Origin of the sequence: Burkholderia sp. Ac-20384 (genome assembly GCF_017104605.1) — a bacterium.
In the GTDB taxonomy this organism is placed as follows: Bacteria; Pseudomonadota; Gammaproteobacteria; order Burkholderiales; family Burkholderiaceae; genus Burkholderia; species Burkholderia lata.
The window spans coordinates 47,911-61,713 of sequence record NZ_JAAGPE010000009.1; the positions used below are offsets into that span (position 1 = coordinate 47,911).

Annotated in this window: 13 protein-coding genes; 10 read left to right on the top strand and 3 right to left on the bottom strand. The window is 68.5% G+C overall.

Annotation, left to right across the window (positions count from 1 at the left end; all coding sequences use genetic code 11):
* Positions 1–49: 49 nt before the first annotated feature.
* Positions 50–682, bottom strand: coding sequence for a GNAT family N-acetyltransferase (locus tag G3O00_RS03455; protein ID WP_206142060.1), 633 nt, complete (start codon positions 680–682; stop codon positions 50–52).
* Positions 683–830: 148 nt separating this feature from the next.
* Between G3O00_RS03455 and G3O00_RS03460 the strand changes: the two genes are divergently transcribed.
* A complete protein-coding gene (locus tag G3O00_RS03460) occupies positions 831–1,751 on the top strand; it encodes an EamA family transporter (protein ID WP_206142061.1) in 921 nt (306 codons plus the stop codon).
* Between the two features lie 164 nt (positions 1,752–1,915).
* Here the strand turns inward: G3O00_RS03460 and G3O00_RS03465 are convergent, their stop codons facing one another.
* Positions 1,916–2,677 (bottom strand): fumarylacetoacetate hydrolase family protein, encoded by a 762-nt coding sequence (locus G3O00_RS03465; RefSeq protein ID WP_206142062.1) that lies wholly within the window; start codon positions 2,675–2,677, stop codon positions 1,916–1,918.
* A 377-nt stretch (positions 2,678–3,054) separates the two neighbouring features.
* Here G3O00_RS03465 and G3O00_RS03470 point away from each other — a divergent pair, with 377 nt between their 5' ends.
* From G3O00_RS03470 to G3O00_RS03500, 7 genes are all read left to right on the top strand, one after another.
* Positions 3,055–4,290 carry an ABC transporter substrate-binding protein gene (locus tag G3O00_RS03470; RefSeq protein WP_206142063.1) on the top strand — a complete coding sequence of 412 codons (1,236 nt, stop codon included), beginning with the start codon at positions 3,055–3,057 and terminating at the stop codon, positions 4,288–4,290.
* A 70-nt stretch (positions 4,291–4,360) separates the two neighbouring features.
* Positions 4,361–5,230 (top strand): sugar ABC transporter permease, encoded by an 870-nt coding sequence (locus tag G3O00_RS03475; RefSeq protein WP_206142064.1) that lies wholly within the window; start codon positions 4,361–4,363, stop codon positions 5,228–5,230.
* Positions 5,227–6,129 (top strand): carbohydrate ABC transporter permease, encoded by a 903-nt coding sequence (locus tag G3O00_RS03480; RefSeq protein ID WP_206142065.1) that lies wholly within the window; start codon positions 5,227–5,229, stop codon positions 6,127–6,129. The genes G3O00_RS03475 and G3O00_RS03480 overlap by 4 nt, the downstream gene beginning before the upstream one ends.
* A 4-nt stretch (positions 6,130–6,133) precedes the next feature.
* Positions 6,134–6,919 (top strand): SDR family oxidoreductase, encoded by a 786-nt coding sequence (locus G3O00_RS03485; RefSeq protein ID WP_206142066.1) that lies wholly within the window; start codon positions 6,134–6,136, stop codon positions 6,917–6,919.
* Positions 6,916–8,061 (top strand): galactonate dehydratase, encoded by a 1,146-nt coding sequence (dgoD, locus tag G3O00_RS03490; protein WP_206142067.1) that lies wholly within the window; start codon positions 6,916–6,918, stop codon positions 8,059–8,061. The genes G3O00_RS03485 and dgoD overlap by 4 nt, the downstream gene beginning before the upstream one ends.
* Before the next feature lie 31 nt (positions 8,062–8,092).
* Positions 8,093–9,172, top strand: coding sequence for a sn-glycerol-3-phosphate ABC transporter ATP-binding protein UgpC (gene ugpC / locus G3O00_RS03495; RefSeq protein WP_206142068.1), 1,080 nt, complete (start codon positions 8,093–8,095; stop codon positions 9,170–9,172).
* A gap of 73 nt (positions 9,173–9,245) precedes the next feature.
* Positions 9,246–10,151 (top strand): SMP-30/gluconolactonase/LRE family protein, encoded by a 906-nt coding sequence (locus G3O00_RS03500; RefSeq protein WP_174930088.1) that lies wholly within the window; start codon positions 9,246–9,248, stop codon positions 10,149–10,151.
* Positions 10,152–10,173: 22 nt separating this feature from the next.
* Here the strand turns inward: G3O00_RS03500 and G3O00_RS03505 are convergent, their stop codons facing one another.
* Complete coding sequence (locus G3O00_RS03505) at positions 10,174–11,169, bottom strand: LacI family DNA-binding transcriptional regulator (protein WP_346778949.1); 996 nt, start codon at positions 11,167–11,169, stop codon at positions 10,174–10,176.
* A 319-nt stretch (positions 11,170–11,488) separates the two neighbouring features.
* Here G3O00_RS03505 and G3O00_RS03510 point away from each other — a divergent pair, with 319 nt between their 5' ends.
* A complete protein-coding gene (locus G3O00_RS03510) occupies positions 11,489–12,610 on the top strand; it encodes a porin (RefSeq protein WP_011349631.1) in 1,122 nt (373 codons plus the stop codon).
* A 49-nt stretch (positions 12,611–12,659) separates the two neighbouring features.
* Entirely contained in the window at positions 12,660–13,802 is a 1,143-nt protein-coding gene (locus tag G3O00_RS03515) for a 2-dehydro-3-deoxygalactonokinase (RefSeq protein ID WP_206142070.1), read from the top strand.
* Position 13,803: the final 1 nt, after the last annotated feature.

Below are 13,803 nucleotides of genomic sequence, written 5' to 3' on the forward strand. Positions count from 1 at the left end.
GATACGGGGCGTGTCGTTGCGAAGGGGCTTGATGCCGCGGCGCGCGGCATCAGTCGCGCGCAATGTTCCGGGTCAACGTCTCGATGGTCAGGGTGTCGTCTCGCGGCCTGCCGACGCCTGCGTCGAACGGGTAGCCCGACCGCTCGCCCGTTCGCGCATAGCCGCGGCGCAAGTAGAAGTCGATCAGTTCGTGGCGTGCCGACAGCACGACCATCACGGCTGTTTCGAGGTTCCAGCGGCGAACGGCGAATTGCTCGGCTTCGTTCAGCAACGCCTTTCCGAGCCCGCGGTCCTGCATCGACGGCGCGACGGCCAAGGTGCCGATATAGGCCGCGCCGCCGTCTTTCCTGACTTCGATGCAGCCGGCGATGGCGGCGTCGATCTCGGCGACGAGCAGGACGGTGTCCGGTGCCTGCAGTGTCGCGGCGAGCTGTGACGACGTGATCCGCGGGCCGTCGATCAATGCGGCTTCATGTGTCCATCCGGCGGCAGTCGTCGTCGGGCGGTACGCAGCGTTGACCAGTTCGACGAGCGCGTCGACGTCCTGCTCGTTCGCTATCCGGTAGCTGGCGGTGCGCCGGGGCGCGCCTGTCGTTTCATCCATTGAATCCCTCGGTGTCGGTTGCCGCGGTTGGTCCTGAACGTCATGTCGTCCAAGGATAGACGAACGATCGGCCGGCATCGGTATCGACCCGGCGATCAACCGTCAATCCACATTTCGCGTCGCGCTGAAGCGTTCGCGCCAGGCCACCGGCATCATCTGCTGATGCGGCCCGTGCCGAACGGGCCGACTCCACCCCCGTCATGCACTGCGAACGCGCCTCCCCCACATGCAGCAGCCCGTCACGCCCCGCAGCCCGCCCGCCGTCGCGGATCTGCTCCTGCTCCTCGCGCTCTCGACGTTATGGGGTGCGTCCTACACGTTCATCCGGATCGGCGTCGAGACGATTCCGCCGCTGACGCTGATCGCCGCGCGAACCTTGATCGCGGGCTCGGTGCTGCTGCTGTGGATGCGTATCCGGCGCATTCCGATGCCGCGCGACCTCGTGGTCTGGCGGCGCTTCTTCGTCCAGGCGCTGTTGAACAGCGTCGTGCCGTTCACGCTGATCGCGTGGGCCGAGCGTTCGGTCGAAGCCGGCCTCGCGACGATCCTCAATTCCGCGTCACCGGTGCTCGCGTTCGTCGGCACCTGGCTGATTACCCGCCATGAACCGCTGACGCCGCGGAAGCTGTTCGGCGTCGTTGCCGGGCTCGTCGGCATCTCGCTGGTGGTCGGCGTCAGCGCGTTCGAGGGGCTCGGGCGGCAACTCGTGCCGCAACTGGCGATCGTCGCGGCGACCGTCTGCTACGCGGGCGCCGCGATCTACGGGCGGGCCTTCAGCGGACTGTCGCCCGCGGCGCCCGCCGCCGGGTCGCTCATCGTCGGCGCGGTCGTGCTGGTACCGGCCAGCATCGTCGTCGATCATCCGTGGACGCTTCATCCGTCGCCGCCATCGCTGATCGCGTTGGCGGCGCTCGCGGTGTTCTCGACCGCGCTCGCGCTCGTCATCTACTTCCGGCTCGTGCAGTCGCTCGGGTCGGTCGGCACGACGGCGCAGGCCTATCTGCGCGTGCCGATCGGCGTCGGCATCAGCATGGCGCTGCTCGGGGAGTCGCTGTCGGCGTCGGCGTGGGTGGGACTCGGATGCGTCGTCGCGGGCGTGGCCGCGATGACGCTGCCGTCACGACGGCGCGGGCAGCCACGCTCCTGACGTTGGTCACGCAACACGTCACGTGTCGATCGTCGCCGTTACGCTGCGACTAGCGACTAGCGACTAGCGACTAGCGACTAGCGGCTAGCGACTAGCGGCTAGCGACCAGCGACCAGCGTACGGCGTACGGCGGTACGGCGGTACGGCCCGCTCAGCCGCGCCCATCACGCCGTCAACGTCACCGACAGGCTGCCGAGTTCGCCGAAGCGCACCGTCAGCGCGTCGCCGAGCGGCACGTCGATCGCGCCTGCATACGAACCAGTCGTCACGATCTGCCCGGCGCGCAGGGGCTCACCGCGCGACGCGAGGAAATTGACGAGCCACACCAGCGGCTTCAGCGGATCGCCGTCCGGATGGCGGCCGTCGATCGTGCGGTTCAGCGCGCCTTCGAACGACAGCGCCAGCGTTTCGAGCGGCACGTTCAGCCCGTCGGGCACGACCGGGCCGACACACAGCCCCTGGTTGAATTGCCCGTCGGCCAGCAGCTCGAACTTCGATGCGCGCGTGGGCTCCGCATAGCGGCAGCCGAGCACTTCGAGCACGATGCGCACTTCGCGGATCGCGTCGCGCACGTCCTGTTCGTCGTACGGCTGATCGCGCGCGGGCAGGTCGCGATCGAGCACGAACGCGATTTCCGGTTCGATCCGCACGATCGGGCCGCCGACGACACGGTACGGCGCATCGGCCTCGCGGATCGTCGACGCGAAGATCGGCGCGAGGATCACGCGGTCGGGCGGCGGCAGCGCGCATTTCCAGCCGCCGACGGGTTCGCCGAGCAGATCGGCCACGCGCTGCTGGATGGCGAGGGCGGTCTCGACGTTTTCGGGACGCAGCGCATCGGGCAGCAGCGGGCCGGGCGAGCCGGCATGGCGGGCGGCGACGAGATGCTGGGCGGCGCCGTCCACGCGTTCGGAAGTCGTTGTCATGTCGGTTGAGCGAGTTGAAAGTGGGCCGGCAAATAAGGGCCGGACGAAAGTCGGATAGTCGATGATAGCGCCTTCGGCACGATAGCCGCTCGAACCCGTTGCGAACGGGACGCTCGCAACCGCCGCGACACGCCCCCGGGATATCCCCTAGACGATCGGTTCGCCCCGGCGCTTGCACGTCGGGCGGGTTGTGCGACACAATAGGGAAAGCGCTTTCCTAAATGAATCGGACGACGGGGAAACGCGGGATTTCGGCGCGACGGATCGCGGCCGCATGCATGCCGCACGGCCCGATCGCCGCACGCCATTGGCCTTGCAGCACTGGCCGCGCGCCACTCGCCGTGCGCAACGATTCAACAACAACGTGGAGACAGCAGATGTTCAACAGGCTTCGGGCGGCAACTTTCGCAGTCCTTTCAGTGCTGGCGGCGCAGGTGTGCGCCGCGCCGGTCACGCTCGACGTGACGGGCTGGAAGGGCGGCGGCGCCGAGCCCGCCAACATGGCGGCGCTGATCGCAAAGTTCGAGAAGGAAAACCCCGACATCAAGGTCAAGTTCGAGTACATGTCGCGCAACGACACGACGACGGTCGTGTCGTCGCGGCTGCAGGGCGGCAACGGCCCCGACGTGCTGATGGTCGACCGCGAGCTGATGCGGCAGTGGCAGGGCGCGCATCAGCTGCTGGACCTGAGCGGCGAGAAGTGGGTGCCGACGATCTGGCGCGGCGTGCGCACCCACACGCAGATCGGCGGCAAGACCTACATGCTGCCGATGGAGCTGGTCGGCATCGGCCTGTTCGCGAACCTCGACCTGTTCAAGCGCGCGGGCATCGCGACGGTGCCGACCGACGTCGACCAGCTGAAGGCCGCGTGCGGGAAGCTCGCGGCGGCCGGCATCACGCCGATGCTGCTGCCCGCGAAGGAAGGCTGGGCGCCCGCGGCGCTCGTGATCGCGTCCGGTCTGGCAGCCGGCGGCGGCGATGCGGATGCACGTGCCGAGTCGTTCGTCGGCGCGGGCAGCGCGCGCTTTGCAGCCGATCCGGCGTTCAAGCAGTCGATGGCCGCGCTGAAGGTGCTCGCGGACGCGAAGTGCTTCGTGCCGCGCCTGAACAATGGCGTGAGCGCGTGGAGCACGGGGCTCACCGAATTCCAGGCCGGCCGCGTGGCGATGATGCCGCAGGGCGCCTGGAACATCGCGAAGTTCAGCGCGACGAAGGGGCTGTCGTTCCAGTTCGCGCCGCTGCCGGCGCTCGTGCCCGGCAACGGGCCCGTCGCGCTCGACATGCTCGGCACCGCGTGGGCGATCAACGCGGCATCGCACCAGGCCGACGCCGCGAAGAAGTGGCTCGCGTTCTGGGCGCGCCCCGACAACGATCGCCAGTTCCTCGACGCGGAAGCCGGGTTCAGCCCGTTCGAGGGCGGCACCGACGCGATGCCGCCGCAGGCGCAGCCGTATGCGGCCGCGCAGAAGAATGGGCACGTCGTGCTGTATCCGAAGGGCGTGTGGACCGGCTCGCTGTTCACGGCGATCTGGAATTCGATGTCCGCGTATTTCCTCGACATCGGGCAGGACCCGGCGAAGCTGCTCGCCCGTTGGGATGCGGCCGCGCGATGAACGGCCTGTCCGCTGACAATTCCCGTGCCGCGCGAGGGTGCGCGGCGCGGTTCGACGAAGGAGGCGCACGATGAAGCGCAACCGGACCTTGCTGTGGTGCGCCGTTCCGGCACTCGCGCTGTACGCGCTGCTGAGCCTGTATCCGCTGTTCAAGGCCGCGCGGATGAGCCTGACGGATTTCTCCGGCGTGGGCGACGCGCACTGGATCGGGCTCGCGAACTACGCGGCGGCGTTTCGCGATCCCGCGAGCCTGCATACGCTCGTCGTCACGTTCGCGTACGCGGCGATCGTCGTGATCGTGCAGAACGGGCTCGGGCTGCTGTTCGCGGCGCTGCTGTTCTCGCTGCCGCGGCTGCGCGGCGCGTTGCGCGTCGGGCTGCTGGTGCCGAGCATGTTCTCGGCGGTGATTGCCGGGTTCGTGTGGGAGTACCTGTACTCGCCGCTCGGCGGCGGCATCAACGAACTGCTGCATCTCGTGCATCTCGACGCGCTGCAGCAGGTGTGGCTCGGCGATCCGTCGGTCACGCTGCCGGCGGTCACGGCCGTGCACGTGTGGATGTACGTCGGCTACTCGACGGCGATCTTCCTGGCCGGCTACCTGAACATCCCGTCCGAACTGCACGACGCGGCGAAGCTCGACGGCGCGAACGCGTGGGTGCGCTTCACGCGTATCGACCTGCCGCTGCTCGCGCCGGCGTTCACCGTGAACATCACGTTGAGCACGATCGGCACGCTGAAGACCTTCGAGCTGCCGCTCGTGCTGACCAACGGCGGGCCGGACGGCGCGACGACCACGCTCGGGCTGCAGATCTTCCACAGCCTGTTCAACGACTACAAGTTCGGCTTCGCGAGCGCGCTGTCGATGATCATGCTTGCGATCGTCGTGGTGGTCGCCACCATGCAGAACACGATCCTGCGCCGCCGGGAGGACAACCTGTGAACGTCATCCGTCAACGCTTTCATGCGGACCAGCCGTCCGCCGGCACGTCGGGCGGCGGGCTGCGCGCGAGTGCGCTGCTGCGTCGCGTACCGGGGTTCGCGCGGCTCGTCGCCGCGATCGCGATCGTCGCGATCGTGCTGCTGCCGACGATCTACATGGTGCTGATGTCGCTGCGCACCGGCGACGACATCATCGCGCGCCCGCTCGGGCTGCCCGACCACGTGTTCTTCGGCAACTACGCGGCCGTGTTCACGCAGATGAACTACTGGCGCAGCGTCGCGAACACGATCGGCATTACGCTCGCGGTCACGTTCCTCGTCGCGCTGCTGTCGTCGCTCGCGGCGTATCCGCTGGCCCGCGTGAAGGGCCGGCTGTCGAACGCGGTCTACATCGTGCTGACGCTCGGCCTGACGATTCCGATGTTCGTCAGCCTCACGCCGCTGTACGTGCTGTTCCGCGACCTGCACCTGCTCAACACGTATCTCGGCGTCGTGCTCGCGTACACCGTGCAGAGCCTGCCGCTCGGCGTGTTCTTCTACACGAGCTTCCTGAAGCGGATTCCGCTCGAACTCGAGGAAGCCGCGGTGATGGACGGCTGCAGCCCGCTGCAGGTGTACTGGTACATCGTGCTGCCGCTGCTGCGGCCGATCACCGGCACGCTCGCGATGTTCGTCACGCTGTCGGTGTGGAACGACCTCGTCTATCCACTGCTGTTCCTGACCGACTCGTCGAAGTTCACGATCACGGTCGCGGTGTTCCGCTTCATCGGCACCAACGACATCGATCCGACCAAGCTGTTCCCGGCGGCCGTGATGGGCACGCTGCCGCTGCTCGTGCTGTTCTTCATCCTCCAGCGCAAGATCGTCGCGGGCATCACGGCCGGCGCGGTCAAGGGGTAAAACCATGAATCCATTCGAATCGCTCGACGGCCGCGTGATTGTCGTCACCGGCGGCGGCGACGGCATCGGGCTCGGCATCGTCGACGTGCTCGCGCAATGCGGCGCGCAGGTCGTCGTCGCGGAGAAGAACGCCGCACGCGCCGACGCAGTACGCGAACGGCTCGGCGGGCGCGATGCGCTGTTCGTCGAGACCGACGTGGCCGAACCGGCGAGCGTCGCCGCGCTGTTCGAGCGTGTGGACGCGCATCACGGCCGGCTCGACGGGCTCGTGAACAACGCGGGCATTACGCTGCACGGCCCGTTCGACGCATTCTCGCTCGACGACTGCGACCGACTGTACCGCACCAACCTGCGCTCGATGTTCCAGTGCGCGCAGCTCGCGGCGCCGCGCATCGCCCGCGCGGGCGGCGGCGCGATCGTCAACATCGCGTCGAATCACGCGGGCGCGAGCGTGCCGGGCTTCGAGATGTACGCGGCGACCAAGGGCGGCATCGTCGCGATGTCGCGTGCGATGGCGACGAGCCTCGCGCCGCAGCGCATCCGCGTCAACACGCTGAGCCCCGGCTTCACGCTGAACGCGCCGATCGGCGCGGCCCTCGAGCGCGATCCCGCGCTGCTCGACGCGTATCGCGCGCTGCATCCCGCGCAGCGCATCAACGGACCGGCCGATATCGGCCGGATCGCCGCGTTCCTGCTGTCGGACGCGGCGGCCGGCATCGCCGGCGCGGATCTCGTCGCCGACAACGGCATGTCGGCGCTGCTGTTCAACCGGACCCGTTCCTCCACATGAAGATCACCGAAATCGAAACATTCGCGGTCGCACCGCGCTGGCAGTTCGTGAAGGTCAGCACCGACGAGGGCCTCGCCGGCTGGGGCGAGCCGATCGTCGAAGGGCGCGCGGCCACCACGGCCGCCGCCGTGCACGAACTCGCCGACTACCTGGTCGGCCGCGACCCGCGGCATATCGAGGACCTGTTCCAGGTCATGTATCGCGGCGGTTTCTATCGCGGCGGCCCGATCCTGACGAGCGCGATCTCGGGCATCGAGCAGGCGCTGTGGGACATCAAGGCGCGCGCGCTCGGCGTGCCCGTCTACGACCTGCTCGGCGGCCCGGTGCGCGACAAGGCGCGCGTCTATGCGCACGTGAAGGGTGACACGCCCGAGGACATGGCCGCGAACGCGCGGCAGCTCGTCGAGGCCGGCTATACCGCGCTGAAGATGGGCGTGGTCAACGCGACCGACTGGATCGAGTCGCCGGCGGCGATCGACCGCGCGGTCGCGCGCTTCGGCACGGTGCGCGACGCGATCGGCAAGGAGGTCGGGCTCGGCATCGACTTCCACGGCCGCGTGCGCCGCCCGGTCGCGAAGGCGCTCGCCAGGGCGCTCGCGCCGTTCGACCCGATGTTCTACGAGGAATTGCTGCTGCCCGAGCACAACGACGCACTGCGCGAAGTCGCGCGCGACTGCGCGGTGCCGCTCGCAACCGGCGAACGGCTGTTCACGCGCTGGCAGTTCAAGGAGCTGCTGCAGGAAGGTGTCGTCGACATCGTGCAGCCGGACGTGAGCCATACGGGCGGGATCTGGGAGCTGCGCAAGATCGCCGCGATGGCCGAGGCGTACGACGTCGCGGTCGCGCCGCATTGCCCGCTTGGGCCCTTGACGCTCGCGGCGTCGCTGCAGATCGACTTCTGCACGCCGAACGCGTTCATCCAGGAGCAGTCGACCAATGTGGCCTATCACGACGACAACGCGATGTACGCGTACACGCGCGGCATTCCGTTCGCGTTCGACGCGGGCTACGTCGCGCGCCCGGATGCACCGGGGCTCGGCGTCGAGATCGACGAGGAGAAGGTGAGGGAAGCCGCCGCTATCGGGCATCGCTGGCGCAACCCGGTGTGGCGTCGCGAGGACGGCTCGGTCGCCGAATGGTGAGCGGCAGCAACGGACGAGGAGGAAAGCAATCATGGCAAGTGTGTCGCTCAAGCAGATCCGCAAGCGCTACGACGACGGCGCGGACGTGATCAAGGACGTCAGCCTCGACATCGAGGATGGCGAATTCATGGTGTTCGTCGGCCCGTCGGGCTGCGGCAAGTCGACGATGTTGCGGATGCTGGCAGGGCTCGAGGAGATCACGTCGGGCGACCTGCTGATCGACGGCCGTCGCGTCAACGGCGTGCCGGCCGCGAAGCGCGGGCTCGCGATGGTGTTCCAGAACTACGCGCTGTATCCGCACATGACGGTGTTCGAGAACATGGCGTTCGGCCTGAAGCTCGCGGGCGTCGACGCGGCCGAGACGCGCACGCGCGTCGGGCAGGCGGCCGAAGCGCTGAGGTTGTCGGCGCTGCTCGACCGCAAGCCGAAGGCGCTGTCGGGCGGCCAGCGGCAGCGTGTCGCGATCGGCCGCGCGATCGTGCGCAAGCCGGGCGTGTTCCTGTTCGACGAACCGTTGTCGAATCTCGACGCGGCGCTGCGCGGCGGGATGCGGCTCGAACTCGCGCGGCTGCATCGCGAGCTGGGCAGCACGATGATCTACGTGACGCACGACCAGGTCGAGGCGATGACGCTCGGCGACCGGATCGCGGTGTTCAACGGCGGGCGCATCGAGCAGGTCGGCTCGCCGCTCGCGCTGTACGAGCAGCCGGCGAACCATTTCGTCGCGTCGTTCCTCGGCTCGCCGTCGATGAACTTCCTGCCGTGCCGCGCGCACGGCGGCGCCGACGCGACGCGTTTCGACGTGCCGGGCGGCTCGCTCGCCGCGACGCCGGACGCGTCGCGCACATGGCCGTCGGGTTCGCTGCAGCTCGGTATCCGGCCCGAGAACCTCACGGTCGGCGCACCCGGCACGGGGCTCGACGGCCGCGTCACGCACGCCGAGCACCTGGGCGACGCGACGATCGTCTATGTCGAACTCGCGGGCCATGACCGGCCGCTGTCGGTGCGGCAGAACCGCGACGCGTACACGGTCGCGGCCGGGCAGCCGGTCGGCGTGCGCTTCGACATGCGGCACGCGCACTTCTTCGACGACGCGGGCCGCGCGCTCTGAGTCCGGCCCGGCCGGCAGGTTCCGCCCGCCATACCGGCGGGCGGCCGAACGCATGCATAAAAACAGAATTTCGATGACGACAGTAAAACTGGTACAGGGCGCGAATGCGATCCTGGGAGAGGGCCCGCTCTGGTGCGAACGCTCGGCGTCGCTCTACTGGATCGACATCAAGCGCACCGCGCTCTACCGCTACACGCCCGGCCACGGGCAGACCGGCTTCTGGCTGCTGCCGGAGCTGGCCGGCTGCGTCGCGAGCGTCGACGACGGGCGGCTGCTCGTCGCGTTGAAGAGCGGCCTGCACCTGTTCGATCCCGCGCACGGCACGCTCGAACGGCTGGCCGACGCCGCGCATGCGCGGCCGTCGCTGCGCTACAACGACGGCGCGGTGGATGCGCGCGGCCGCTTCTGGGTCGGCACGATGGCCGACGACGGCGATGGCCCCGGCGATCTCCATTGCTTCGAGCATGCGCATGCGTCGCGCGTCGCGGTGGCTGGCTTCGCCTGCGCGAACGGGATGGGCTGGAGCCCGGACGGCTCGACGATGTACGTGACCGATTCCGGCCGCCGCACGATCTTCGCGTACGACTTCGACGTCGACGCAGGGCGGTTATCGAATGCGCGGCCGTTCGCGACGTTCGGCGACGCGCGCGGCGTGCCGGACGGGCTCGCGGTCGATGCGGAGGGCGGTGTGTGGTCGGCGATCTGGGACGGTTGGCGGCTGCATCGCTATGCGCCGGACGGCGCGCTCGACAAGGTTGTCGAGATGCCGGTGCAGCGGCCGACCAGCGTCGCGTTCGGCGGTGCCGATCGCGCGACGCTGTTCGTCACGTCCGCATCGGTCAACGTGAGTGCGGACGGGCTGCTGCGCGGCCCGCTCGCGGGCAGCCTGTTCGAGACGCGCCCGGGCGTGGCCGGGCTCGAGCAGCATTGCGTCGCGCGTGCGTGGCTGGGTGACGCGGTCGCGGCCGCGCCGCGTTGATCAGTCAGTAAGCGGCGAGCGGTCAGCGGCGGCGCGCGTCGCGCGGCCGCACCGTCGATTCGCGCACGACGAGCCGCGCCTCGAGCATCGTATGCGGGTCCGGCGACTTGCCGGCGAGCGCGTCGAGCAGCGTCGTCATCGCGACTTCGCCCGCGCGCTCGGTTTCGGTGTCGATCGACGTCAGCGTGGGCGACGTGAGCTTGCCGAGTTCGAGGTTGTCGAAGCCGCACACGGCGACGTCGTGCGGGATCGCGATGCCGAGCCGTTCGGCTTCCTTGATGAAGCCGGCCGCGATCATGTCGTTGTAGCAGATCACCGCATCGGGCGGCTCGGCCGACAGCATCACCGACGCACACACGCGTTCGCCGTCGGCCACCGTCGCGCGCGGCACGCTGAAGGTACGCAGCGGCAGGCCGGCACGCGCGAGCACCTGCTCGGCGCCGGCGCGGCGTTCGTCGTCGCCGCGTGCGTTGGGCAGGCTGATGTACGCGAAACGCTGGTACTTCTCCATCAGCAGGTGCTGCGCGAGCATCTCGCCCGCACGAACCGGATCGGAGTGCAGCGTGAGCAGGCCGTCGCGCGGCGCGGAACCGACCGCGACCACCGGCTTGCCGAGGCTGGCCGTCCAGCGCAGGTCGTCGTCGGGCATGCTGGTGTTCAGGATCAGCCCGTCGACGCGCCGGCTCAGCTTCGTCAGCGCCGGCCGTTCGCCCTTGCGGTTCTCGTCGGCATCGACGATCAGGACGACGAAGTCGTTGCGCTGAGCGATCCGGTTCACGCCCTTGACCATCGCGGTGAAGTACGGGTTGAGAATGTCCTGGATCACGACGCCGACTGCGCCCGTCTGGCCGGTGGCCATCGAGCGCGCGAGCGGGTTCGACTCGTAGCCGAGCTGCTCGATCGCTTCGGCAATGCGGCGCTCGACGTCGGGCGAGAAGCGCTTCGTCTTGTTGATGAACTTCGAGACGGTTCCGATGGAGACGCCTGCAGCGGCGGCGACTTCGTTGATCTTGGCCACGATGAAAGTGAGTGTCAGTGCATTTTGCCGGCGAGCATAGCATGCGCGCCGGTGGCGGCGACCGTGCGGCGGCATTGCAGGCGTGCCGCGCGATCGGACTCGGTAGTATCCCTTGGAGGGCCAGAATTTTCTTGAAAAAGCGCAATCGCGCGCCGACAATGAAAGCGCTTTCCCGATTCGCGAGCATAGCACGTGTGCATTCCGTCAGAGACATCACGGAAATCGACGCACGACAACCGCCGCGAAATTTTTTTGCTGTCGAGGGAAAGCGTTTTCCCAAATTAAATGAGACGTGAACGAAAAGAAGGAGGAGATCTAGATGCGACAGTATGGGTGGATCGCGGCGCTGGCCCTGGCGGTGCCGGCCGTGGCGCAGGCGCAATCGAGCGTCACCGTGTGGGGGCGTGTGGGCGGCGACGTGCAGTACCTGAGCGGTGTGCAGAACGGCCCGCATTCGACGGGCTCGCGCTTCTCGGAAGGCAACGACTGGGGGACGAGCATCCTCGGCATCACCGGCAAGGAGGATCTCGGCGGCGGCAACCAGGCCGTGTTCTGGCTCGAGTCGTCGATCAACGCGGCGAACGGCAACTACGGCGGCGGCGTGCTGTTCCAGCGCGGGGCGTGGGTCGGCTTCAAGAACGAGCGCTACGGCTTCCTGCGGCTCGGGCAGGGCTCGTTCATCAACAGCTATATCTGGTCGTACGATCCGTTGCTCGAGGAAAACTATTCGGTCGAGTCGCTCACGTCGTACCGCAACGGCCCGAAGCTGTCGAACGGGATCCGCTATGAATCGCCGAAGTTCGGCGGCTTCTCGTTCGCGCTGCAGGCGAACCTCGGCAACAGCTCGAACGGCTGGCTGCGCGGCTCGACGAACAACGTGGGTGCAACGGGCCTGTCCGATGGTGCGACGGTCGCGTACACGCACGGCGACTTCGAAGTGCGCGCCATCTGGAACGAGATCCGCAACCAGTACGGCCGCGAAGACAACCTGTTCACCGCATCGCAGGAAGCGTTCATCGGCGTGCGCGACCGCTTCGGTCCCGCGCTGGTACAGATCGGCTATACGCGCTACAGCGCACCGGACACGCCGGCCGGCCTGTCGCGCACCGCGAACTACTACTGGGGCGGTGTGACGTACGACGCGACACCGTTCCTGCATCTGCAGAGCGCCGTCTATTCGATGAAGATCGACGCGGGCCAGTGGACCGCCGATCACAGCGGCGAAGGGCGCTCGACGATCATCGGCCTCGGCGCGATGTACGACCTGTCGAAACGCACGTTCCTGTACGCGACCGCCGCGCACGTGTTCAACAGCGCGGGGGCGAACCTGGGCGTGAACCCGCAGTCGCCCGGGCTCGGCAACGGCAACGGACTCGGTGCGTCGCCGATGCCGGGGCACGGGCAGACGGGTGTCTACGCAGGTATCGAGACGCTCTTCTGATCCGGGCCTGACGAAGCATCGAGCCGCAACCGTCAAACAGAGGAATCCTATGCAAGATGCAACACCACGGCCCGGCGGCCAAGCGCCGGTGCCACGCCTGATCGCACTCGACTGGGGCACTACGTCGCTGCGCGCATACCTGATGGCGGATGCGCGGACGGTGCTCGACGAGCGGGCCGCACCGAAGGGCGTGATGCAGCTGGGCGGCGCGGGCATCGCGATCGCCGACGCATGCGATGCAGCGTTCGAGGACGTGTGTGGCGCCTGGCTCGATGCGTGGCCCGGGCTGCCGGTCGTCGCGGCGGGCATGGTCGGCAGCACGCAAGGCTGGCGCGAGGCGCCGTATGCGGACGTGCCGATCGATGCGGCGCGGCTCGGCGCGTCGCTGCAGACGGTGCGCGCGCGGCGCGGCGTGACCGTGTACATCGTGCCGGGGCTGATCCAGCGTGGCGAACTGGCGAACGTGATGCGCGGCGAGGAGACGCAGATCGTCGGCGCGCTGCAGGCGGGCGGTGCGACGCATGGCGCGACGAACGGCACGGCGCCGGTCCGGTGGATCGGGCTGCCGGGTACGCATTCGAAGTGGGTCGCCGTGCGCGGCTCGCGCATCGAACGCTTTCGCACGTTCATGACGGGCGAAATGTACGCACTGCTGTGCTCGCACAGCCTGCTCGGCCGCACGATGCAGCCGTCGGCCGGGTTCGCGCGCGACGCATTTGAGCGCGGCGTGTGCGCCGCGCAGGCCGGCCATGCGACGGGGCTGCTCGCGACGATCTTCGGCAGCCGTGCGCGGCTGCTGGCCGGCGATCTGGCGCCCGCCGAGCAGGCCGACTACCTGTCCGGCGTGCTGATCGGCCATGAGCTCGCGGGGTTGGCGGCCGAACACTGTGGGCCGGGCGGTGCGGCCCGCGATGCGGCGCTGCGACCGATGCTGATCGGCGACGCCGCGCTGTGTGAGCGTTACAAGCATGCGGCATCGCTGTTCGGCTGGCCGCCCGTCGACACGATCGACGGCGCGGCGGCAGCCGGCCTGTGGGTGCTGGCCGAGCGGGCGGGGCTGCTGCCCGCGGCAGGCGAGGAGGGGGCGCCGGTTCGTGTCGACGAACCGGCTGCCGGAATGAGCGGCCGGCACGAGGATCGACCCGCGGTCGACTCGATGCCGGATCACGAATGCCCTATTTCGGGAGACTGAC

What these genes read in the sequence shown, in the direction of transcription:
- G3O00_RS03515 (WP_206142070.1), top strand. Translation starts at nt 12,660, where the DNA reads ATGCAAGATGCAACACCACGGCCCGGCGGCCAAGCGCCGGTGCCACGC.
- G3O00_RS03460 (WP_206142061.1), top strand. Translation starts at nt 831, where the DNA reads ATGCAGCAGCCCGTCACGCCCCGCAGCCCGCCCGCCGTCGCGGATCTG.
- G3O00_RS03470 (WP_206142063.1), top strand. Translation starts at nt 3,055, where the DNA reads ATGTTCAACAGGCTTCGGGCGGCAACTTTCGCAGTCCTTTCAGTGCTG.
- G3O00_RS03500 (WP_174930088.1), top strand. Translation starts at nt 9,246, where the DNA reads ATGACGACAGTAAAACTGGTACAGGGCGCGAATGCGATCCTGGGAGAG.
- G3O00_RS03475 (WP_206142064.1), top strand. Translation starts at nt 4,361, where the DNA reads ATGAAGCGCAACCGGACCTTGCTGTGGTGCGCCGTTCCGGCACTCGCG.
- dgoD (WP_206142067.1), top strand. Translation starts at nt 6,916, where the DNA reads ATGAAGATCACCGAAATCGAAACATTCGCGGTCGCACCGCGCTGGCAG.
- ugpC (WP_206142068.1), top strand. Translation starts at nt 8,093, where the DNA reads ATGGCAAGTGTGTCGCTCAAGCAGATCCGCAAGCGCTACGACGACGGC.
- G3O00_RS03485 (WP_206142066.1), top strand. Translation starts at nt 6,134, where the DNA reads ATGAATCCATTCGAATCGCTCGACGGCCGCGTGATTGTCGTCACCGGC.
- G3O00_RS03455 (WP_206142060.1), bottom strand. Translation starts at nt 682, where the DNA reads ATGCCGGCCGATCGTTCGTCTATCCTTGGACGACATGACGTTCAGGAC.
- G3O00_RS03510 (WP_011349631.1), top strand. Translation starts at nt 11,489, where the DNA reads ATGCGACAGTATGGGTGGATCGCGGCGCTGGCCCTGGCGGTGCCGGCC.
- G3O00_RS03465 (WP_206142062.1), bottom strand. Translation starts at nt 2,677, where the DNA reads ATGACAACGACTTCCGAACGCGTGGACGGCGCCGCCCAGCATCTCGTC.